The 21439-nt window shown below is 38.9% G+C and carries 21 protein-coding genes and 1 pseudogene; 9 read left to right on the forward strand and 13 right to left on the reverse strand.

Translation table 11 applies throughout. From position 1 onward, the window contains the following. Positions 1–2: 2 nt before the first annotated feature. Positions 3–527, reverse strand: coding sequence for a hypothetical protein (locus OQE68_RS28195; protein ID WP_180566713.1), 525 nt, complete (start codon positions 525–527; stop codon positions 3–5). A gap of 105 nt (positions 528–632) precedes the next feature. On the opposite strand from OQE68_RS28195, the gene OQE68_RS28200 reads away from it, so the two are divergent. Then, on the forward strand, positions 633–2123 hold the full coding sequence (locus OQE68_RS28200) for an NCS1 family nucleobase:cation symporter-1 (protein WP_180566712.1): 1491 nt from the start codon (positions 633–635) through the stop codon (positions 2121–2123). 8 nt (positions 2124–2131) lie between these two features. Here the strand turns inward: OQE68_RS28200 and OQE68_RS28205 are convergent, their stop codons facing one another. Next, on the reverse strand, positions 2132–2398 hold the full coding sequence (locus OQE68_RS28205) for a TfoX/Sxy family DNA transformation protein (protein ID WP_180566711.1): 267 nt from the start codon (positions 2396–2398) through the stop codon (positions 2132–2134). Positions 2399–2493: 95 nt separating this feature from the next. Here OQE68_RS28205 and OQE68_RS28210 point away from each other — a divergent pair, with 95 nt between their 5' ends. Further along, positions 2494–3342: a substrate-binding periplasmic protein gene (locus tag OQE68_RS28210; RefSeq protein ID WP_180566710.1), complete on the forward strand. Its 849-nt coding sequence runs from the start codon at positions 2494–2496 to the stop codon at positions 3340–3342. A gap of 45 nt (positions 3343–3387) precedes the next feature. On the opposite strand, the gene OQE68_RS28215 is transcribed toward OQE68_RS28210, so the two are convergent. Next, positions 3388–3876 carry a ParB/RepB/Spo0J family partition protein gene (locus tag OQE68_RS28215; RefSeq protein WP_180566709.1) on the reverse strand — a complete coding sequence of 163 codons (489 nt, stop codon included), beginning with the start codon at positions 3874–3876 and terminating at the stop codon, positions 3388–3390. 669 nt (positions 3877–4545) lie between these two features. Between OQE68_RS28215 and OQE68_RS28220 the strand changes: the two genes are divergently transcribed. The 3 genes from OQE68_RS28220 (at position 4546) to OQE68_RS28230 (ending at position 6342) form a co-directional block, all read left to right on the forward strand. Beyond that, positions 4546–5025, forward strand: a complete 480-nt coding sequence (locus tag OQE68_RS28220) for a DUF6174 domain-containing protein (RefSeq protein ID WP_180566708.1) — start codon at positions 4546–4548, stop codon at positions 5023–5025. A gap of 225 nt (positions 5026–5250) precedes the next feature. Beyond that, complete coding sequence (locus OQE68_RS28225; protein WP_180566707.1) at positions 5251–5661, forward strand: hypothetical protein; 411 nt, start codon at positions 5251–5253, stop codon at positions 5659–5661. A gap of 483 nt (positions 5662–6144) precedes the next feature. Continuing rightward, the gene (locus OQE68_RS28230; RefSeq protein WP_180566706.1) at positions 6145–6342 is read left to right on the forward strand and encodes a hypothetical protein; all 198 of its coding nucleotides are present in this window, start codon (positions 6145–6147) and stop codon (positions 6340–6342) included. Here the strand turns inward: OQE68_RS28230 and OQE68_RS28235 are convergent. Next, positions 6339–7094 carry a substrate-binding periplasmic protein gene (locus OQE68_RS28235; protein ID WP_180566705.1) on the reverse strand — a complete coding sequence of 252 codons (756 nt, stop codon included), beginning with the start codon at positions 7092–7094 and terminating at the stop codon, positions 6339–6341. The genes OQE68_RS28230 and OQE68_RS28235 overlap by 4 nt on opposite strands. A 389-nt stretch (positions 7095–7483) precedes the next feature. Here OQE68_RS28235 and OQE68_RS28240 point away from each other — a divergent pair, with 389 nt between their 5' ends. The 3 genes from OQE68_RS28240 to OQE68_RS28250 all read left to right on the forward strand — a co-directional run bounded on the left by OQE68_RS28240 (position 7484) and on the right by OQE68_RS28250 (position 10583). Beyond that, positions 7484–8482 (forward strand): tripartite tricarboxylate transporter substrate binding protein, encoded by a 999-nt coding sequence (locus tag OQE68_RS28240; RefSeq protein ID WP_180566704.1) that lies wholly within the window; start codon positions 7484–7486, stop codon positions 8480–8482. Positions 8483–8560: 78 nt separating this feature from the next. Continuing rightward, the gene (locus tag OQE68_RS28245; RefSeq protein ID WP_180566703.1) at positions 8561–9025 is read left to right on the forward strand and encodes a tripartite tricarboxylate transporter TctB family protein; all 465 of its coding nucleotides are present in this window, start codon (positions 8561–8563) and stop codon (positions 9023–9025) included. A gap of 4 nt (positions 9026–9029) precedes the next feature. Further along, positions 9030–10583, forward strand: a complete 1554-nt coding sequence (locus tag OQE68_RS28250; protein ID WP_180566702.1) for a tripartite tricarboxylate transporter permease — start codon at positions 9030–9032, stop codon at positions 10581–10583. Positions 10584–10675: 92 nt separating this feature from the next. Here OQE68_RS28250 and OQE68_RS28255 read toward each other — a convergent pair whose 3' ends face one another. The 3 genes from OQE68_RS28255 to OQE68_RS28265 form a co-directional block, all read right to left on the reverse strand. Next, the gene (locus OQE68_RS28255) at positions 10676–11359 is read right to left on the reverse strand and encodes a response regulator (protein WP_180566701.1); all 684 of its coding nucleotides are present in this window, start codon (positions 11357–11359) and stop codon (positions 10676–10678) included. A gap of 19 nt (positions 11360–11378) precedes the next feature. Then, positions 11379–12974: an ATP-binding protein gene (locus tag OQE68_RS28260; protein WP_180566700.1), complete on the reverse strand. Its 1596-nt coding sequence runs from the start codon at positions 12972–12974 to the stop codon at positions 11379–11381. A gap of 422 nt (positions 12975–13396) precedes the next feature. Continuing rightward, positions 13397–14005, reverse strand: a complete 609-nt coding sequence (locus OQE68_RS28265) for a hypothetical protein (RefSeq protein ID WP_180566699.1) — start codon at positions 14003–14005, stop codon at positions 13397–13399. A gap of 847 nt (positions 14006–14852) precedes the next feature. Here OQE68_RS28265 and OQE68_RS28270 point away from each other — a divergent pair. Beyond that, the gene (locus tag OQE68_RS28270) at positions 14853–16934 is read left to right on the forward strand and encodes a M4 family metallopeptidase (RefSeq protein ID WP_180566698.1); all 2082 of its coding nucleotides are present in this window, start codon (positions 14853–14855) and stop codon (positions 16932–16934) included. A gap of 70 nt (positions 16935–17004) precedes the next feature. Here OQE68_RS28270 and OQE68_RS28275 read toward each other — a convergent pair whose 3' ends face one another. The 6 genes and pseudogenes from OQE68_RS28275 to OQE68_RS28305 form a co-directional block, all read right to left on the reverse strand. Then, positions 17005–17445 carry a putative signal transducing protein gene (locus OQE68_RS28275; protein WP_180566697.1) on the reverse strand — a complete coding sequence of 147 codons (441 nt, stop codon included), beginning with the start codon at positions 17443–17445 and terminating at the stop codon, positions 17005–17007. A 6-nt stretch (positions 17446–17451) separates the two neighbouring features. Continuing rightward, complete coding sequence (locus OQE68_RS28280) at positions 17452–18228, reverse strand: substrate-binding periplasmic protein (protein ID WP_180566696.1); 777 nt, start codon at positions 18226–18228, stop codon at positions 17452–17454. 106 nt (positions 18229–18334) lie between these two features. After that, positions 18335–18520 (reverse strand): annotated as a pseudogene (locus tag OQE68_RS28285) (di-heme oxidoredictase family protein); the annotation flags it as partial. Between the two features lie 324 nt (positions 18521–18844). Then, positions 18845–20308, reverse strand: a complete 1464-nt coding sequence (locus tag OQE68_RS28295; protein ID WP_266195432.1) for an ISNCY family transposase — start codon at positions 20306–20308, stop codon at positions 18845–18847. Between the two features lie 138 nt (positions 20309–20446). Continuing rightward, positions 20447–20731 carry a di-heme oxidoredictase family protein gene (locus tag OQE68_RS28300; protein ID WP_180571383.1) on the reverse strand — a complete coding sequence of 95 codons (285 nt, stop codon included), beginning with the start codon at positions 20729–20731 and terminating at the stop codon, positions 20447–20449. Then, entirely contained in the window at positions 20703–21086 is a 384-nt protein-coding gene (locus OQE68_RS28305) for an RICIN domain-containing protein (RefSeq protein ID WP_180571382.1), read from the reverse strand. Before OQE68_RS28305 ends, OQE68_RS28300 begins: the two co-directional genes overlap by 29 nt. Positions 21087–21439 lie beyond the last annotated feature (353 nt).

Consider the following 21439-nt stretch of genomic DNA (forward strand, 5'->3'; position numbering starts at 1 on the left):
CGCTAATCAAAAAAATGCTTTGACAGCACCAAAATCAACCCCATTATTTGAAAAAATAACGCAATATTACTCAAATCATTATTTTTCTGTTCTAGTTCTCTAGCCTGAGTTAAAAAGTCTAGTTTTTCACCATAAATCCTATTAATTTGATCAGTAGTATGTTGCTTATACTGAGCAACACCCTTTAAAAACAAAGTATATAATTGTTCACTATTGTCTTCAATTTTAGGGGGAATAGCAACATTAATAGTGTTTAACACATCTGAAATAAAGTTAATAAGATACTTTTGTGGGGTTTCCTGAGCAACTAATAAAATTGCCGTATCTTTTTTCAGCTCAAACAACTGGTAATCCTGCCAAAGTTGCATAATAGTTTGCTCTATTGACTCAGCTTGGTCGTGAAGCGATTTAATTTTGTCATTATTCTCTGTTACCAGATAGCTGTTCATTACTGCTGAAATCACTGTCATCATTACTCCCGACAAAATGAGTACAACGGATGTCAGATATTTAAGTCGTTTTTTCATCGTGTTCTATCCCATGCATCCTTGTTGATATCTAAGTATAATGCCGGGTAAGCTTAACCGCTTCATGCACTGAAAAATAACAAGCATAAATAGAGACTAACGGACATGACAGCCACTTCTCACTTGTCACCGAACCACTCCCAATCAACTTCAACCATAGAACATTTGGCTTTACATGACAGCGCTTACTACAATCCTGATATTGCTCCTACCTTGCCTTGCCAACGTACCTGGACAAAGTGGCATATTGCTGCGCTTTGGGTAGGCATGGCCATTTGTGTACCCACCTATATGCTAGGTGGCGTTCTCACAAGTTACTTTGGTTTAAGCGTAGGCGAGGCATTAATAACTATATTGCTCGCCAATATTGTCATTCTTATTCCATTAACGCTAAATGCTTGCCCTGGCACTCAGTATGGCATTCCATTTCCTGTCGTATTACGCTCTTCATTTGGCATAGTCGGTTCTAATATACCTTGTTTAATTCGCGCGCTGGTTGCCTGCGGCTGGTTTGGAATTCAAACTTTATTTGGGGGGCTAGCTATCCATATCCTGCTATCTACTTTTTTTGACGGCTGGGCAAGTTTGGCATCAGTAGGAGAAGTCATTGGCTTCTTTATTTTTTTAATATTAAACCTAATTGTTGTGATTAAAGGTGCCAACGCCATTAAGTGGCTAGAAACCCTTTCAGCACCACTGTTATTACTCGTAGGTATCGGGTTAATGGCTTGGGCAATGCCCCACATCTCAATGGAACAATTACTCGAAGAGCCTGCTAAACGTCCAGCAACAGATAGTGTTTGGCACTACTTTTTTGCAGGGTTAACCGCGATGGTTGGCTTTTGGGCTACCCTATCGTTAAATATTCCTGATTTTAGCCGTTATGCCCAAAGCCAAAAAGCACAAATTACCGGCCAAATCATAGGGCTGCCATTGACAATGTTTTTCTTTGCTGCACTGGGTGTTGTCATGACAGCTGCGTCTCCCACACTGGTCGGAGAAACCATTGCAGATCCGATCCATTTAATTGGAAAAATAGAAAACCCTCTGATTGTTGCAGTTTCTATGAGCATTTTAATTATTGCAACACTTTCTACCAATACAGCCGCTAATGTGGTTTCTCCCACCAATGATATTCAAAATATTGCCCCCAAATATATCAACCAAACCACAGGCGTACTACTAACGGGGTTGATTGGGGTAGTTCTAATGAGCTGGGAGTTATTAAAAAAGCTGGGCTTGATTGCCTCAACAGTAAGTGTAGAAAGCCTATATTCCAATTGGCTGATTGGTTACTCCTGTTTATTAGGCCCAATCGCCGGTATTATGATCGTTGACTATTTTATCATTAAGCAACAACGGCTCGATATTCGCTCACTGTATACCACGGATGGTCATTATCCTCGATTTAACAAAGCAGGCTTTATTGCCTTGATAATACCCACGCTCATCACGTTTGTTGCCATCATGTACAATGTCATACCTTGGTTTTACGACTATGGCTGGTTTACTGGCTCACTAACCGGAGGGTTAATATATTATCTGGTCAGCCCCAGCTCACAAACACATTATCAACTGGTAACAAAATCGTCATAAAAATAAGGTTAGCTTACTACCCCTGCAGCTACTCGTAACTGATATTTTTCTTCTTCCGAAAAATCATCCCAATGCCGGTCTTGCAAAGCACCTTCTAGAGAGTACAAGTAATAGCAGACCGGCAAACGCTGTCCAGTATCTGCAGATAACATTTGGTAAGCAGTGGCTGAGCCCACTTTTGCTAAATCGTCAAAGGTCTTAATATTGATACTGGCTAGCCGTTTGGCAACTGTTTTTCCTATATTGCGGAACTGGGTTAGCTCACTTTGTTTCATATCATTACCTATTACTTATCTGATTCCTTATTTCACCAGAATAATCTTGGCCTATAATTTTATAAATGCCCAACCTCTGAAGGAAATGTCTGCCATTGTCCTCCACGACTCCCCAACGGTTCTGCCAAGCGACTAAACTTTTTACCATTTGTCATATACTGCCGATTATCTTTTGCCACAATCTTTATGCAAATGAAACTGTCAAAATCTGTGATGATGATGGGGAATGGCCTCCTTTTATTTACTACCAAAGAGTTAATGGTAAACCAGACAAAAGTAAACTCACTGGAGCCTCTGTTGAGCTGATTGATGCAGCGTTCAAGCTAACCAGTTTCTCTTATAGTTTGCACCTACTTCCTTGGCAGCGCTGCCTTGATGAAGTAAATCATTTTGGAAAACGAGGTAACTTTGAAGCACTCACCAATGCAAGCTTTAGCATGGAACGTGCGAAAAAGTACTATGCAACAACTTCAATCTATCAGTTACACAGTGGAATATTTTATTCAAAAGATAAGTTCCCCGATGGCCCTGTCATTAATCAGCCATCTGACCTTAATAACTTCAAACTCTGTGGAGTACTAGGTTACAATTACGAATACTTATACACAAAATATGGGCTTAATAAGAACAAAACCATTAATACCGGCGCTAATAATATTTTTTCTGTACTCACAATGATTGCGAATAACCGTTGTGATATTTTTGAAAATAGTCTTGAACCTATATATGGCGCTGTACTGTTAGGTAAATACACCTTACCTAGTAATATTGCCAGTGCCCCATTAGTCAATGTTGATAACATTGACTACCATATCCATATTGCAAAAACATCTCCACGTGCTCATAAAATACTCACAGAGCTTAACCAAGCTATTTTAATTTTACAGCATCAAGGGGTATCCAAAAAAATATTTGATAAGTATTTAAAGTCTCTCAGGCATTAACTAAACAAAACTTATTCTTAAAGCTTACCCTTTAATATTGTTCTTTTAATGGTATGCTAGTTTTTCTAAAATACTAGCTAATTCAACTTTGCTTTTGAAAACAATTGCCACTAGTCCTTCCTCCTTATGGCCAGGACGCTCCTTTACCACTACCATCAACCCAGTCTTTTGATTAACGGCTTTACCAATATCTTGATACGATTTATCAATAACGCTGAATAAGCCATCCTTTTTTTCCTTTAAGTGCTTAACTTCTATTTCCAGTTTTCTCACTGACCAATGATTTTGAGCAGCGAGGCGAATCAGTTGCATCTGCATTTGTGGCTCTTTTAAAGTCACAATATGCCTGATATAAGAAGATTTAAATCGATGGACTTTAAGCAGTGCTTTTACCATCGGATTTAATGTAGCAAATCTTGACCAATGAGATATTTCCGACCTGGACACCCCTAGCTGGCTGGCAATTTGCTTTTGTGTCAATCCTTGAGCTTTGAGTTTTTTGCACTCATCTACCTGTAACCAAAAGTCATCCATAGCAGAACCCCAAAACTCTGTGTAGCAAATGCTACTGAGTGTAATACTGAATGACTAACTTTTAAAATAATGGATAGTTACAAGCAGTGATTACGACAAAACAGCACGTTATCAAAAAAGTAAGTACTTATATCTCGCTATAAGTTTCTTAAATATATACCCAATGGAGAAGCTTTTATAGGTGCCCCCCCCAAATGATCAGTGCTTGTGTGTAGCATATTTTTAGCAATTTAAGTAGCTATCCATAGCTCTTTCGGTACCCATAACCCTGTAAATAATAGTGGACGGGGTGACAATCATAAAACCAATTTGCGTGGATCAAACTGGAGCAGTGTTAGTTGGCCAAAGATAAATTTCAGAAAGCTAATTATATAAATAGCTCGCAAAGAATATAACGCCATCGATCATTAGCAACAGCTTAAAACATACTTAAGTTATCACTTACTTTATTTTAAAAATTCATGTTCATCTTTTATATTTATTGCTTTATGTCAACCATACGACATTTGCTTCTAAAAACACGAACAATAGAAAATTTAATATTGTAAATTTTGTCAAGATACTTTATAAAGTGCCGCGATGAATATCAAATAGCTATACAAATGTATTGACTATTATTATAACAACTTCGTGCAACTCAATCAGGAGTTGAACATAGGAGGTTCAATTATGGCACTAAAAAAAATGTTGGCACTTGCACTAACAACGGCGTTATCTGCTTCCGTTTCAGCTAATTCCATTGATCCCTGGAGTGAAGACTTCACTAAAGACTTTAAGCCAGAAGTCGCTACTTACTTAGCTAAATGGTATAAGAACAATTACAACGATTATACTTATATTTACCGCTATTTTTGCTTCTGTGCAGAAGCAGGTAAGTCATTTACGGTTGATGTAAGAGATAATAAAGTTAAAAAAGTCACCTATACAGATACTAACCAAGAAGTGCCTGAATCCTTTATGAGTATGTTTAGTACCATTGATGGACTTTTTGTTGACCTAGTAAAAGCCAATAAAAATGCTCATAAGATTAATGTTGAATTTAATTCACGTCACGGCAACCCAACAAGTGTTTATATTGATGATGATCCTCGCATTGCAGATGAAGAAACAAGCTATGTGATAGATCAAATATTTCCAATACTACCATAAACAACTCATTTATATATCTATTATGAATCATTTATAGGTATATAAATTAAGCGGTATAAACTCACAATAAAGGGTTAACTCCCAAATAAATATAGTTTTTTCACTAAAGATAATATTGTCGTTTATCTTTAGTGAAAAATGTAACCATGCCAGCCAAGTATTAGGCATTTTCTTCTCAAGAAAATCAGTGCGTTCCTAAGCCAACATTCACTCAAGGAGAAAAGTATGGCTAAAATATCAACTATTGTTAAAGCTATTGGCACTTGCTTTATTGCATTACAACTATTGTTACAGATGACGCCAGCTACTGCACAAGAAAATGTAGCTGCTGTCGTCAAGCCAAATGGTATCTGTACAATGGATTACAACCAGTGTGGTAATTCAAGTATCTGTAGTTGCCCTGATGGGTATAAGTATGATGCAGCTGTTGGCTATTGCATCATTACAGATAAAGAAAGTGCTACTGTAGCTGGGGTAGATAAAAGAGGAATTAGAAGCGCTTGCTCAATTAAAGCATCTTCTGTTGCTGCTTGTACCCGCGACATCAATCGCTTCGGTAATCCAAGTGTCTGTAACTGTCCAGGTAGCACCGAATATAACGAAGTGCTGGGTCATTGCGTAGATTCTGCACGTTAACTTTAATCATACGCTTAGGGTTTAACCTAATATATACCCAATACGAATTGGTTTTTAGGTGCGGCCATCGAATGACGAGGCCCCATGAGTCTATAAATAATAGGTGATTGGGGCGAGGAGTTAAGATAACAAAACCTAGAAATCATTCATGAAGGGTATACCTATCATGGATCATTTTTAGGTATAAAAATCATTCGCGCAGAGTATAGATGTAAGGTGAGTGGAATAGTCCACGCACCTTGCAAATTTTTTCTGTCTCAATCAATCCTGTGACCAGCTTCGCACTGCCCCACCACTTTTAGTGATCCTAACCAATAAAATGTGAGTTCAATCAAACAAGTTATTATTTTTAGTGACTAGTAATACCGTTATGATTGTAACAAAGCCACACAGTTAAATGAGTTAATAATTACGAATTAGGATTCGTGCTACTTTGAACTATCAATAACAACACTAGCAGACCAGCAGCTAAGAGCCAAAGCAATGAACATACGCCCTCCCCATCCCTCTCTACATGCTGATATCATAAATAATCACTCTCCGGCTTCTAGTCAGGACTTTTCCCCTGCTAATACAAAGTCTAATGAGCTGAACAGTGCTCAACTGGCCAAACTACTATGGCTTATCGCAGGAGAGTTAGCTAAAGCACCATCAACTCGTTCAGACCAAACTGACACCTAAAATACGATGGGTGCTTTGTATTCATCAAATATTCGCTTAACTTCTCCTGACTTAATCAATAACTTTAATGCTGAATCAAATTTATCCCTATCCACATAATGTGGAGAGCGCTTGGCAATTGCAAAATAATTTGGAATTTTGCTTTCATGTTTATAATCTAAATAACGATAAGGTAAACTTAACTCGTTTATAGGTTGTTCAATTTGATCTTTATCTTGTTCTAAAACAGCAATAATATTTACTTCCTTACTTGCTAAACCGGCTACCATCGCCGAAAAACTACGGTAGGCCGTTTTACTGATTTCTGCTGACTGATCTAAGGCTTCAAAATAGGATGTTTCAAGTTTAACACCCAATTTAAATCGTTTTAAGGTTTCAAGCTGGCTCACCATTATTGGGCTATCTTGCAAAACGATAAAAAGTGTATCTTTTTGCCGGTATCCAAGAGGCTTTAAAAAGTGAACAATCGACTCTCTTTCTTTGGAATAAGATACCCTTGGAATAATATCAATCAGACCTCTACGGGCATCAGTCATACTTTTTTGAAAAGGGACTTTGCGCCATACTAGTCGATAATTTAGCTGCTTAGCCAGCAACTCAAGTATATCCACCATAGGACCAGCCAATTGACTATTTTCTAAAAACATCAGTGGTGGTCGTTCACGAAAATCGGCCCGCAAAACTTTAATATTCGCAAAACTTAATGCTGGTTGAATAAACAACAGAAGCAGTACAACAAACATCTTCTTCATTATTAGTCTCTCGCTTTCTCAACAAGGTTACACCTTTTATTTTAGCTATACCTTTTGCATTAGGTATATAAAGTCAAAAATCTAGCTCTCTAATTCACACTCTACACCTGACGTACAAATAAAAGATTAAATTTTGCACAACAGCGTATCCTAAATCATTATACGACTCAAAGTAACATTTTAATATAAACGTTCAAATTGTTATGCATCCTCTGATAGTATCCACCCCTCTTAATTTAACGCCCTAGTCAACTAACTTGGCTTTTTATGAGCCCTATGAACTTTATGAACAAAACACTCTTTAAGCACATAACCTTTTCATTTACTCATTGGTTGGTAATGTGTCAACTGTAGTGCTGAAAAATAAATATTAAACGCAAGGAGTCACTATGCCAATTATTTCTCAATCTTTCCGCTGTCGCTTTAACCAACTCAAAGCTTCTCTCTGTGCTGTAGCGCTGGCTTTAAGCGTTAATAGTTATGCGGAAAAAATAACCGATGTTCACTTTCTTGTTCCAGGTGGTGCTGGCGGTGGTTGGGACTCAACAGCCCGAGCCACAGGCACAACGCTTAAAGAAGCCGGTTTAATCAATAAAGTGTCCTATCAAAACCTTTCAGGTGGAGGCGGCGGCAAAGCCATTGCTTATCTAATAGAAACAGCCAGAAAACAGCAAAACACATTAATGGTTAATTCTACGCCTATTGTGATTCGCTCATTGGCTGGCGTATTTCCCCAAACATTTAGAGATTTAACCCCTATTGCAGCCACTATTGCCGACTATGGTGCATTTATCGTTAAAAATGATGCCCCTTACAAGGACTGGAAACACCTAATTTCAGAATACCAAAAATCACCTGCTAAAGTGAAATTCGCTGGTGGTTCTACCCGTGGTAGCATGGACCATTTAATTGCAGCGGCGGCAGTCCAAAATGAGGGACTAAACCCACGTCAACTGCGTTATGTACCTTATGATGCTGGAGCCAAGGCCATGGCGTCATTACTCTCTGGGGAAACCCAAGTTCTTTCTACAGGTTTTGGTGAAGCATTGGAACTAGCGAAATCAGGCCAAGTGAGAATATTAGCGATTACTGCACCAGAGCGCTTGAAAGCAGCACCCGATGTTCCCACCCTAAAAGAAATGGGCAATCCAACTGTATTTGCTAACTGGCGTGGTTTTTTCGCAGCGCCTAATATTGCCAAAAACAAAGCAGAAGCACTGGCAAAATTACTTGCAGATATGCAGCAAACCCCTGCTTGGAATAAAACCCGTGATCGCTATGGCTGGATTGATAACTATAAAGCCAATGATGACTTTATTGCATTTCTTAATGACCAAGAAAAAACCATGCGCACCCTCATGCAAACACTTGGTTTTCTAAAAAAATAAGTTAATTTTCAGAAGCTATACCACTCAATCAACCAGAGCCGTATAGCTTCTCATAATAATAACATGTAGGAATCCCCCATGCTCACCACCGATCGAATTGGCGGAATGGTATTTTTAGCATTGTCGCTGGGCTATGGTTATTGTACCACTTTGATTCCAGACTATCCTGGCTCAGAGTTTGAGCCAGTGACAGCAAAAACCTTCCCTTATATTCTTAGTGTACTAGGCTGTATTGTTGCTTTTTGCTTACTTGTTGTCCCTGCTCAAAATAACGATAAGAAACACACTCAGCCATTTAACTGGTATACGACTCTTGCTTTACTACTAGCAATGGCCGTTTATGGTCTTATAGTGGACTGGATTGGTTTTATTTTAGCCACTATTTTATTTTTAATTACCGGCTATCGCATCCTTGGAGAAAAACGACTCAAAGTTTTATCACTTGCTTCTATACCTGTTGTTATTGCTTTTTGGCTGTTTCTCACCCAAGCACTAGATGTATACCTAGCATCTGGTCGGTTGTTTGATGGATTAGGGGGATAAATCAATGTGGGATGGCATTGTATTAGGGTTTAGTACCGCAACCAGTCTAACCAATATCTTGATGGTTATTGTTGGCTGCTTCGTCGGCACACTGATTGGTATGTTACCTGGCCTAGGGCCTATTTCCGCGATTGCGCTGATGATTCCAATAACCTATGGCGTAGATCCAGCAAGCGGTATCATTTTAATGGCAGGGGTTTATTACGGTGCAATTTTTGGAGGCTCTACTTCTTCAATTTTGATCAATGCTCCTGGCTGTTCAGCTACTGTTGTTACTGCTTTTGACGGTTATCCTTTAGCCCAAAAGGGCCAGGCAGGTAAAGCCTTAGCATTGGCAGCCTACTCTTCATTTATTGGTGGCACTTTAGCTGCCCTCATTTTGCTGGTAGCAGCACCCATGCTTGCTTCTGTATCTTTGAGCTTTCAATCCAGTGACTATTTCGCCTTAATGGTGGTTGGCCTGACAGCTATCGCCGCTTTTGCAGGCAAAGGACAGTTTTTAAAATCTTGTATGATGGTGGTACTTGGATTAATGCTATCAACCATTGGTACTGATCAGTCTTCTGGTATTCAGCGCTTTACCTTTGGCCGTCTTGATTTGATTGATGGTTTAAGCTTCTTATTGTTAGCGATGGCAACTTTTGCTCTAGCAGAGGCGTTAATTGCAGCCCAGCAATACAAAAAAAATCCCCTAGCAAACCAATCTGTCTTGACTAAAAAGCCAACTTTAAAAGATATGGCGCTGACAAAACAAGAAGTTAAGTCTGTTGCTCCCGTTGTGGGTAGATCATCTATTTTGGGGTTTTTAATTGGAGTTTTACCAGGAGCTGGCGCTACTATTGCTGCATTTATGGCTTATGGTACCGAACGTAATCTGGCTAAAAAAACAGCCAGAGAAGAATTTGGCAAAGGCAGTATTAAAGGACTGGCTGCACCTGAGGCCGCTAATAATGCAGCATCAACCGGCTCATTCGTTCCCCTTCTCACCCTGGGTATACCAGGTTCAGGAACGACCGCTATTATGCTAGGTGCATTAATTTCCTATGGCATTCAACCAGGGCCGCGACTGTTCCTAGATAACCCAGAAGTCTTTTGGTCGGTCATTGTCTCAATGTATCTGGGTAATATCGTATTATTAATACTCAATTTACCGTTAATTCCTTATTTAGCTCGCTTATTAACAATACCACAACAGTTGTTAATTCCTTTAATTGTCTTTTTCTCTTTAGCCGGTGTTTATTTAGTGAGTTTTAATAGTGTAGATATTTTAATCATGACACTATTTGCTGCAGCAGCAATTGGCTTAAGAAGGCTTAACTTTCCAATGGCGCCTTTACTACTAGGGTTTATTCTTGGTGGTATGCTAGAAAATAATCTGCGCCGAGCATTACTGATCAGTGATGGCAGCTTAAGCTTTCTTTGGGAGCGTCCACTCACCCTGAGTTTAATGGTTGTTGCAGTATTACTGGGATTACTCCCAGTCATTCAGCACTGGTTTGGTTACCGATTTGATAAAAAGCAAGGACAACTAGCCGATTCAACGGTATCAGCTGGATAGTTTGGCTCATTACACCCAATGATATCATTTCCCTTTACTTTAGAGATTGTCGCAAAAAGCTAGCGGATATGGGGTGACAGGGTGTTCTGTGGCTAAGGCATGGAATATCTTCTTTCGGGTCTGCCTACATCCCCATATACCAACGAACACTGCAACTGTCTACAACTCACTAAATATTCCAAATAACGCCGAGCAGTGGTCCGACTAATACCTATCCGCTCTCCCACTTGCTCTGCATTTAAAATAACATCTGGCTCTTTGAAAACATTTTGTACTTTTTCTAAGGTAGGCTTTTGCAACCCTTTTGGCAACACTCGCCGTTTAGTCTCTACTGGCATAGCTGGAGTGATCAACTGATCAATATCTGTTTGCTGTAGTTGTTCCAGTTGATTTAACTGACACCAGTAACTTTGGTATTTTTGTAAGGCCTCAGCAAACCGCTCAAATATTACCGGTTTGATAATATAATCCACCACACCACCCCGTAATGCTGTTTGTAAGGTGGTAATATCTTTTGCTGCCGTAATTAGAATCACATCTGACTTCGCTTCTTCAGTGCGTAGTTGCTGTAAAAATGACAAGCCGCTACCATCTGGGAAGTACACATCCAATAACACCAACTGTGGCTTCAATACACTGACCAGGGATTTAGCATCTGCTAAATTATAAGCGATGCCCACTACTTCAAATCCATTGATTTTTTCAACAAACAATCGTTGAATTTCTGCAATATCAGGATCATCCTCAACAATTACAACACTAATTAATGCAGCCATAGGCTAAATACTACTCTTTTTATTTAGGTATATAGACAACAAACCGAGTACCTGTTGGTGAAGCGGCTTCTATGGTAATCATCCCCTTTAATCTTTCTACTGCCTGCTTGACTAAATACAAACCAATACCATGGCCTAACTGGCTTTTAGTTGATGTTCCTTTTTCAAAAATACTATGTGATAAATTATCAGGGATACCTGTACCATTATCCTCTACTTCAAAAATGATTTCATTCCCACTATCAGTCACCCCCAACTTAATAACAGGATTAACCTCTGTTGTTTGAAGTGCAGCTTCAAATGCATTATTGACTAAATTACCTAAGATAGTGACTAATGCCATACGATCGAGTGTTGCCGGAAGCCCTTCTAAATAACTGTCTTCTTCTATCAACAAGGTTACCCCCAACTCTTTAGCTCGATGATAATGCCCTAACACAATCGCCGCTAATTCTGGATCTGGTATTGCGTTACGTAAAAAGCTCATGAAGGCTTGAACACCACTGGTTTCTTGCTTAATTAATGCCAAAGCTTTTCTGTGTTCTCCTAACTGAATTAAGCCTGCCAGGGTATGTAGCTTATTTGAATATTCATGGCTTTGTACCCGTAAGGTGTCAGAATACTGCTTGACTTGACTCAGCTGCTCAGCCAACTGACTCATCTCATCCTGACATCTAAAACTAAAGACCATTCCACCATCAGGGATAGGCTGACCATTGACAATGATAGGCTGATCATTTACCACAAGTGCTATATCTTTTACCTGTTTGCCTTGTTGCTGCATTGCTAATAAGATGTCCCCTTCTTTGCACAAGGTTTTCACTGGCTGCTTTAGCTTACTGGTTAACCATTCCTTCGGTAGCTGCAACGTATTAACAGCCGCTAAATTAAACTGAGTAATCAAGCCATTGCTATCTAAAGCCAAAATGCCTTCTGAAACAGACTGCAAAGTAGCACTTTGTTCTTGATACAAACGAGTGATTTCTTCAGGCTCTAGCCCTAATATGGCACGTTTGATATGGGTGGCAATTAATACTGCCGTGATCATCGCTAATAAAATCACCCCTGCTAATAACCCATACAGTAAAAACTGATGCTGAAAAACCACACTATCAACATCTGTCTGCAAATACCCTACAGAAACCAACCCAATAATATTGCCAGAACTCGAAAAAACAGGAGTTTTACCTCGAATAGATGGTCCAAGCGTACCTACCGCCTTTGATATATAAGACTTTCCTTGCTGTAATGCAGCTTCATTATCACCACCGACCATCGTCCCCCCAATGCGTTCAATAATAGGGTGGGATAAACGCCGACCAGTAGCATCACCCACCACAATAAATTCAGCTTGGGTGATTTGCCGAATGGGCTCGACCAATTGCTGTACACGACTGGCATCTTGTTTTAACAGAGAATCTCGTATATCAGGTAGTTGAGCCACTGCTTGTGCAATAGCTAACGCTCTACCACCGGTTAAATTTTCAATGGTTTGAGCGTGTTGAGCTAAAAACACACCACCTACAAGGCCAATTTGCAACACACTCATCAGTGCGATCACCACCATGATGCGCCCTTGAATGCCTAATTGATATAGCGGTATAAATAAACGCATGATTAACTAAACAATACTTTAATCAATACTGTGGACAGTTTTTGAGTTATACAACATTGCTCTACAGGTCTTGTACCATAAGGTGGGAGGAGTTTATTGCATGTTAAGTCTCAAGCTATCTTGCAATAAAGTATATGAGAGTAAAACACTCCCCCCGTAAACACTAACTACAACACCTATAAAACTGTCCACAGTATTGTTTAATAACAACGTTTATAAATTAAATAGCATCTTATCCAGAAAAGCTATCTATAAGTAAAGAATCGCTGATTAATCTGAGCGAAGGATAGGTTTCATCAATCCATGAAGTAGTTTTTGCAGGTAAAAAAAGCTGCAAATTAATGCAGCTGGATAGTTAGAGAGTACGTAGTTTTTTTTATTAAGGCAAGCTAGCTCATCCATGCAACTTAACACTTTTTAGTTTATTGTGTTTTATAACCTGATATCAGGGTTTGCATGCTATTCATTTGTTCTTGAATGGATTTTTTTAATTTATTAATTTTTATTTGTTCTTTTTCTTTATCTTCATTAGTTAAACTAATGACTTCAAAATAGCGCAAGCTTTCATGAACTTCACTAAAACGGTTTTCTAATTCAGCAATCAAACCAGTTAGTTTTGCACTTTGTTGTGCAACTAACTGAGAAATTTCCACATCTACATTTTGAGTAGACTCTTCTTTCTGGGTTGACGATTGCTCAGTTTTATATTGTTGATAAATATATCTAAGCCCAGCACTTATGTCATTTGCCAACCATTGGGACATATTTTCTAAAAAGGTATCAATTGGACTATTCACTTCTTGCTTTCCAGTTAAGACACTGGAGTTGAGCTGTGAGCGAATATGAAAATTGACTACTTTACTGAGATCTTGATTGTCTACGTCTGCTTGCAAACTATCTTTCAAGCTATCTTGTAAATTATCCTGAACACTCTTAGTCACTGGTACTTCTTGAAAACTGTTAATACTAGCATCAATATCCGCAGTAGCTGATCCGTCTAAAGCTGAGTTATGTAAGCTCACAGTTGGCATAGCTTAATTCCCTTGCGTAAATTTATTCGCATACTACAATTGGTTCGTTACTCTCTTGGGCTAGCAATTGTGCTATATGTAGTATTTATTGCGTTATCTATGTTATAGAAAGTACTCAAAGCACTTCTTTGTTATAGGTTGACCCTAAACACTATTATTTTGAATCTTTGTTACTAGTTCAACTCCATAATGTGGAAAACATGACTTGGTCACAAAAATAATTGATTATAAATAACCCATATAAAATATAGCATGTGACAACCAAGCATTTATAATTGTATATATGCTTTGCAGAGGGGTATCAAACAGCATAAAGAATGATTTTTTGTCATCCCAATCATCACAATATACTTATATATAAACGCATATCAATCATCAAAGACAAATAAAAACACCAAATATACTGTTACTAAATTTTACATATTATTCACTATACCTTTCTTTTCTAAACATAAAATATAATCAGCATCAGCACCTAAAACTCTTTTTGTATAATAAGTTAAATTCCATCAGCTTCAACACTCATTTGTTAGGATGGTCTAATCTTAAGAACGTTTTTCACCACCCTATAAAATACTTAATAAACTGAATAAAAAAATATTTTTTACCTCATTTTGATATAGCAGACCTCTAAATGACCAACTAGAGTCTCTTTGCATAGTAACTGGGTAAGCCGTCAAAACCTTTTACATTGACCTAAATGATTTTAAATAGGAAAAAACAGGCTTACTTGCTCATGGAGGAGATCAACATGCTACCAATACCTTCTTTGATAAAGCTTTTCACAGGTAAACCTTCAATATTTTTTACAAGCTTATTACTATGTCTGCCCTGTTGGTCTGCTGAAATGACCTCAATTAACTTGACACCAACTGAGTCAAACCAAACGATTCAGCAACTTCTGAACCTACCTGATTATGAAAGCGTGAAATTCATTCGCTCAGTCAACATTGCCAAATCCCATCGCAAAGTACGGTATCAGCAACAATTTCATGGCATTCCTGTCTGGGATACTAATATTACGACCGAACTGGATGCTAATGGGGGACTCATTACTATTAGTGGCTACTTATTAAAAGGCATTGCCGCAGACATCCCCAACCCTATCACCCAATTATCAGCTACTAAGGCTCTGCAATTGGCTATCAAGACAGCCAATATCCCTGAAAACAAACTAGCTACCCTTGAAAATCAGTCAGTCAAGCCATTTATTTATCAAGATAAATCGGGCACTGCTCGCCTGGTGTTTAGGGTATCCTTCGTTAGCCATGACCCTCAGCCTAAACGTCCTCACTATATTATTGATGCAATTAATGGCGAAATCATTGATTCCTGGGAAGGTCTAACCCTCAACCAAGCAAGCGGCCCAGGCGGTAACGAAAAAACAGGCTTATATGAATATGGTATTGATTATGGTTTTTTAACCGTAACGGATGATTGCCAGATGTCTAATAAACATGTGGAAACCATTAACCTCAACCATAAACGCTCAGGAGGCGAAATACATCAATTTAAGTGCCCAAGCAATACTGAAAAACCCATTAATGGCGCCTACTCTCCCCTTAATGATGCCCATTACTTCGGTAGTGTCGTATTTGCTATGTATAATAAATGGTTTAATAGCTCTCCCCTCTCCTTTAAACTAAAAATGCGAGTTCATTATAGTAATGGTTATGAGAATGCCTTTTGGGATGGCAAACAAATGACCTTTGGCGATGGACGCAACCTATTTTATCCTTTAGTAAGCTTAGATGTGGTATCTCATGAAGTATCCCATGGTTTTACCGAGCAACATTCTAATCTTATTTATCGCTATCAATCAGGAGGAATAAATGAATCATTTTCTGATATTGCAGGTGAGGCCGCTGAGTTTTACATGAAAGGCAGTAATGATTGGATGGTAGGTGCTGATATCTTTAAACAGTCAGGAGCACTGCGCTATTTTGATGACCCAACGAAAGACAACCGTTCAATCGGTCATACCAAAGATTATCGCAAAGGCCTAGATGTACACTACAGCTCTGGTATATTTAATAAAGCTTTTTATTTGCTTGCTACAACACCTGGCTGGAATACTCATAAAGCATTTGAAGTATTTGTTAAAGCCAACCAGCTTTACTGGCGTCGTTCAACTGACTTCAATGAGGGCGGTTGCGGCGTAGTCACTGCCGCTAAGGATCTGGCTTATCATGCTGACCAGGTAGAGGCCGCTTTTGCTAAAGTGGGTGTAAATGCCAGTTGTGTATCGCCTAATGATGAAGTGTTTACCTTAGCTAATGCCAAAATCATGCCTGATTTAACAGGCAAACAAGACCAAAAACGTTACTACAAACTCAATGTGCCTTTTGGAATGCATAATTTGCAATTTATCAGTTGGGGGGGCACTGGCAACGTTAATTTATATGTAAAACATAAACAAATACCAACTCCCCATATTTGGGACTGCCAGGCGACTAAAGCTGATAATAATGAAGCTTGTGTTATTGATAAACCAAAAGCTGGTACTTATTATCTAATGCTGCATGGTGGTGCCGCTTACCAACAAGTATCATTGGTTGGGCAATATGAAATGCGAGTGAAAAACTTAGAAAATACAACTGACTATAAAATTCCTGATCGAGATTTTGATGGAATAAAAAGCCATATCAACGTAGGTTTAGGTAATACCGTGATTCGCGCCAGAGTGACAGTTGATATTAAGCATACCGCTGTGGGGGATTTATCAATTTACTTAATCAGCCCTGATAACAAGCGTCACCTGCTTAAACCCTTTTCAGCCGGTGATACTACCAAGAATCTCAATCAGTATTACGACATTCAGTTAGCTGATTTACAACAAGGGGGCACCTGGTCATTGCATGTTAAAGATATGTTAAGTAAAGAAACAGGCTATCTTGACAGCTGGCGGCTAGAGTTATTTGATCGTTAAACCACTCCCTTCCCAACTACTTGAGCCAGTAGTTATAGTATTGTTTATTAGCTACTGGTCGTCAGTCGTTTTACTCTTCGGTTTCTTTTTGATTTGCTGAATCAGTAAAAAGCCAATGATGATCACAATCAAGGCATTTCAACTTGCCTCTGCGATAAGGTAATGGGATATGGAAAATAAACAAGCCTAAAAAAGCTATTTTCCAACGTGTACGCTGCTCTTCTACTTGAACACTATTACATTTGGGACAGTGAATTTTATATTCATCTTCAATAGCATATTGACCACTCGCTAAATTGGCCACAATTTGTTTTGCTTGTTCAACTTGATCAGCATGTACTTGAACTTTAACCCCTCCTAGCGCATTAGAAAGCATCCAATCAGCCCAAATATGGTGCTCGTGTGCTACCGTTGCGAAAATCCCTTCTGCTTCTAGCTTTCCTCGTGCCAAATGTGCTTGAATGGCATCGGTATAACTACCCACTGTCACCAACTGTTTATTTTTATTCATAAGTATCTAATAGTTAATATACTGTGAAAATATTTTTTGATAAGTACCATCCTGCAAAATACTAAATAAAGCTGAGTCAAACAAGGGAATAATAGCATTTAAGTGGTCTTTCTTAGCAAACACAACATAAGCAGGCGTTGAGCTTAGTGGGGGATTAATAGGGATAATCTGATCATATCCACGCTGTTTTACCATATAACTGCCAACATGATAGTTGGTTAACACAGCATCTATTCGTTTTCTTTTTAACAACCCAAAACTTTGAGCATCTTCTCTCACATCCACCTGACGTATTTTTTGCTCTGCCACTGCTAAAGCAAATGCAGGGGTAGTTTTAAAGCCTCGATTAACGGCTATTGACCGTTGATATAGGTCTTCAAGGGAGCTGTAAGTAAAACGATTTTCCTTGTGAACAAATAATGTATATTGAGTAATATGGATTGGCATTCGGGTATAATGCAGATAAGGCTCACGATCTGGGGTTTTAAAATAGGCAATAACACAGTCTTCCTTTCCTTGCTTAACCCTTTTACCGATTCGCTTCCACGGTTTTAGGACAAATGTGAAATTAATATTAATCCTTTTACCAATGGCTGCTACCACATCAATATCAATACCCTTAATATTACCCTCCTGCTCAATGACAAAAGGCTCATATACAGTACTGACACAGATGACTGACAGTTTTGAGTTTGCCGCAGTAGACTCTAGTACATTACCAAACAAAAACAGCCCTGTTGCGACCAACTGACTGCAAACACAACGACACCTTGTGATACTCATTAGCTCTGTAGCAATATAAATGACAAAAGTAGTGGTGTTTCAGTATAGTTTATCAGTACCTGTAATGCCGGTGCTGATACCTGAATAGAGGTTATATTCCGCTACTTTATAATGATTTTAAGAAATTAATAACTGATTCTCGCTCAGACTCTGCTAGTTGCTTAAACTGCTCAACTACCCGGACAGCTTCACTACCATGCCATAGCACTGCTTCGAGCAAGTTATGGGCTCGACCATCATGTAAATAACGAGGGTCATTCGTAGTGGCTTCGACCAGACCAACTCCCCATAACGGTGGAGTACGCTATTCAGCGGCAGAAGCCTGGGTGGCAGGCAAACTATCCGCTAGTTGCTCGCCCATATCAAGTAATAACAAGTCGGTGTAAGGCCTAATTAGTGCCTGACAGAAAAGTAGTCTAGTTTGCCAGTTGAAGGGGCAACTATTTTGGTCTTATAAGTTAATATTACTCATTTATGACTGTTTTTGACTTGGGTATATAAAATAAGGTTGTTTTTTGATCAAGCTTCTTTAGAATCGTCTTTTCACAGACAGCCAAACCTAGCCAGTTAGGCAAAGGCTCACTGGAAAATTATTTTAAATCTCAGTTAAGGACTATTAAGCTGCTTTTTTACGTATTCTTTTGGCTTGACGGTATTGCTCCTCTTTTTCTTGTTTATACAATAAGGCACCTAACTTTTGGATATTTCGTGCTAATACAGCAAATGAAACGTAACGCCTGAAGCCATTAATACCGCTATCTGGACATCGGTCAAGGCCATGTACTTCAAGCGCATTAATAGCAGACTCAACCGCTGAGTGCTGCTTTCTTGCTTTTTTGAAAGCCTCATCGTTTTCACGTTCTGTTTCCTTTTTTGATAAACGTCCTTTTTTAGGCAGCACTACCCGATTTAATTCTTCGGCCAACTTCAACTGATTCTCAGGTGAATGAAACCCTTTATCAAAACTGCACTGGTTGAGCTCAGGGAATTTAGCTTTGGTTGCTCTGATCATGACGATGGCAACATCAACATCTTGCTCTTTTTCCATCACACGATGGTGAAGAATAAAGCCATGCTGACATTCCATAACACACACTTTAATACCTAATTCCACTGGTACCCCTGCTTTCCCTTTGCTCACCCACTCAGTGTGAGGTTGAAATATTGAGTAAACTTTTTCATCAGCTGGGACTTTTTCATCTTCGACTACTCGCCTGTGAATTTGCGACACCTGCCGTTTAGCATGAGAAAGATTGTTGGCAATATTTCGTAATAACCAAATCGGGGCTGCTATGGCTTTAAGCTTATCCAATGTGAGTTCAGCTTTATCAATAAACCATTGCGCTTTATTCAGATAGTTGATATGTGTCTCACGTTTCTTGTCATCGGCATTTTTTGCTTTTGATTGGTTGCTTTGCCTTGCCTGATTAAAGCATTTTTTAAGTGACTTCAGATTGTGCCTATGTTGTCGCCAATCACTTAAATGGTAGTTTTCGCCCATATCAGCTAGTTGATTAATCACTTTTCTCATTGCATCCCATAATAAACTGATATCAGTGGGATAATGAACAGCTGTTTCTACCACAAATGAGTCACAACGCCCTTCAAGGCTTGCTTCTTCGTTTTTTTTTAACAGTTTATGCCCTGTCTCGACGACAACTGTGTTAATTTTGTCCAGAATTTCTGGGGTCAAAAGAGAGACGTTATCTTTTATGGTCTGCAAGTGATATTCTGTCAGATCTTCCCAATTGACACCATGCCCTAACATCGCTCGAATAGTTCGATGCTGATTCACTAATTCATGCAAACGATCATAGTCACAATTTAAGTTGATGCGCAAAACCCCCATCACCAGTATTTTCCAAAGTTCCATGCCTGGCCTTCCAAGTCTTGGATTCGTTTTACCCACTATAGACTCCTCTAAAATAGTGAATACCTGCTCTCTAACTTCGGGTGTAATATAAATGTACTGTAATCCCTTTAACAATTGAGGCACATCATCTCTAGACTTCGGGTCAAACTTGATCTCGGTAATATCTGTTTGGCCGAATTGAAGTTGTGGGTTTTGGACTTGCCTCATATCGTATTCTCCGCGAAGTTTGGCTGGTTTTAACTAAAAACCTAGGCCGATTCATTTTTATGAGGACTTAATATAGCAATCTTCGATGACGGATTTATGATGAATTATCTTATTTATCAATCAGTTATGATTTTTCGGTCAAGCACTAATTACTTGGTTACGCAATTCAGGGTAGGGATGATATTGACTCGTTGTCAACTCTGCTCGATGACAATCTTCACACCCAATTTGTTTAAATAATTTTTCACCCTGCTTAACTGAATTACCCAACACCTGACGTTTGGGCGGCACCCCCAATAACCGAATGTAATCAACCAGAATCGCTAATGATTCTGCTGATAATTCCTGGCTACCATTGTCCCCCTTAAATAGTGAATTGGTCACTCCCATATCTTCATGTAATGCAGCCGCTACCCGTTGCACTTGAAAACAGCGGTTTAATATCATTGTTATCGGGTGTGGGTGGCTGAAGCTCACTTGAAACAGGTACCAACCTAAACAGCTGATTATTGCCCCCATGAAAATCCCATTGCTGTAAATTTCCTCCATTTTCTTGCTGCCATTCAGCAATATCCAGCGCTTTACCACTATGCAGGTTCACAATTTTATAGGTACTGTTTCCTACTTCCTCAATAATAAACTGTTGTGCAATGGTATTATTTTCTTCCCACTGATGAATATTACTACCGTTTGCTATTTCCCCCTTCACTACTTCTAAACATTTATTACTATGAACCGATTTTATTAAATAATGTTGATTAGAATTAATCTCTGCCAATAATTAATTACTTAAAACACTAAAACCAATAACAGTCACATGAAAAGTCTTAGAATAGGCTTGTTTTTTTTCCACTATAGTCATTCAAATACTCCCACGAGCATAAGTCAGGTATCCCCTTCACCTTGACTATATGCTCGCCAATCATCAGGTATAAAATTCGTTAAATATAAGATATGGATGGGAAGCACTACAGAACCAATCTGTTTTTTAGTGCTTCATATTATTGAGTTATTTTCGCATATGTTTACGAATGAATTGTCCAGATTCCGATAGTTGTCCAGTAGACCAACCACCCTGGCTACTGGCTCCTGGTTGCAGTGCTGCCGAGCTCTCTTGTTTGTCACATAAAG

This window comes from Spartinivicinus marinus, from assembly GCF_026309355.1.
In the GTDB taxonomy this organism is placed as follows: Bacteria; Pseudomonadota; Gammaproteobacteria; order Pseudomonadales; family Zooshikellaceae; genus Spartinivicinus; species Spartinivicinus marinus.

Coding starts and splice junctions, on each gene's coding strand:
- OQE68_RS28195 (WP_180566713.1), bottom strand. CDS start 527: ATGAAAAAACGACTTAAATATCTGACATCCGTTGTACTCATTTTGTCG.
- OQE68_RS28265 (WP_180566699.1), bottom strand. CDS start 14,005: ATGCCAACTGTGAGCTTACATAACTCAGCTTTAGACGGATCAGCTACT.
- OQE68_RS28270 (WP_180566698.1), top strand. CDS start 14,853: ATGACCTCAATTAACTTGACACCAACTGAGTCAAACCAAACGATTCAG.
- OQE68_RS28225 (WP_180566707.1), top strand. CDS start 5,251: ATGGCTAAAATATCAACTATTGTTAAAGCTATTGGCACTTGCTTTATT.
- OQE68_RS28215 (WP_180566709.1), bottom strand. CDS start 3,876: ATGGATGACTTTTGGTTACAGGTAGATGAGTGCAAAAAACTCAAAGCT.
- OQE68_RS28295 (WP_266195432.1), bottom strand. CDS start 20,308: ATGAGGCAAGTCCAAAACCCACAACTTCAATTCGGCCAAACAGATATT.
- OQE68_RS28205 (WP_180566711.1), bottom strand. CDS start 2,398: ATGAAACAAAGTGAGCTAACCCAGTTCCGCAATATAGGAAAAACAGTT.
- OQE68_RS28250 (WP_180566702.1), top strand. CDS start 9,030: ATGTGGGATGGCATTGTATTAGGGTTTAGTACCGCAACCAGTCTAACC.
- OQE68_RS28255 (WP_180566701.1), bottom strand. CDS start 11,359: ATGGCTGCATTAATTAGTGTTGTAATTGTTGAGGATGATCCTGATATT.
- OQE68_RS28240 (WP_180566704.1), top strand. CDS start 7,484: ATGCCAATTATTTCTCAATCTTTCCGCTGTCGCTTTAACCAACTCAAA.
- OQE68_RS28260 (WP_180566700.1), bottom strand. CDS start 12,974: ATGCGTTTATTTATACCGCTATATCAATTAGGCATTCAAGGGCGCATC.
- OQE68_RS28200 (WP_180566712.1), top strand. CDS start 633: ATGACAGCCACTTCTCACTTGTCACCGAACCACTCCCAATCAACTTCA.
- OQE68_RS28235 (WP_180566705.1), bottom strand. CDS start 7,094: ATGAAGAAGATGTTTGTTGTACTGCTTCTGTTGTTTATTCAACCAGCA.
- OQE68_RS28220 (WP_180566708.1), top strand. CDS start 4,546: ATGGCACTAAAAAAAATGTTGGCACTTGCACTAACAACGGCGTTATCT.
- OQE68_RS28245 (WP_180566703.1), top strand. CDS start 8,561: ATGCTCACCACCGATCGAATTGGCGGAATGGTATTTTTAGCATTGTCG.
- OQE68_RS28230 (WP_180566706.1), top strand. CDS start 6,145: ATGAACATACGCCCTCCCCATCCCTCTCTACATGCTGATATCATAAAT.
- OQE68_RS28275 (WP_180566697.1), bottom strand. CDS start 17,445: ATGAATAAAAATAAACAGTTGGTGACAGTGGGTAGTTATACCGATGCC.
- OQE68_RS28280 (WP_180566696.1), bottom strand. CDS start 18,228: ATGAGTATCACAAGGTGTCGTTGTGTTTGCAGTCAGTTGGTCGCAACA.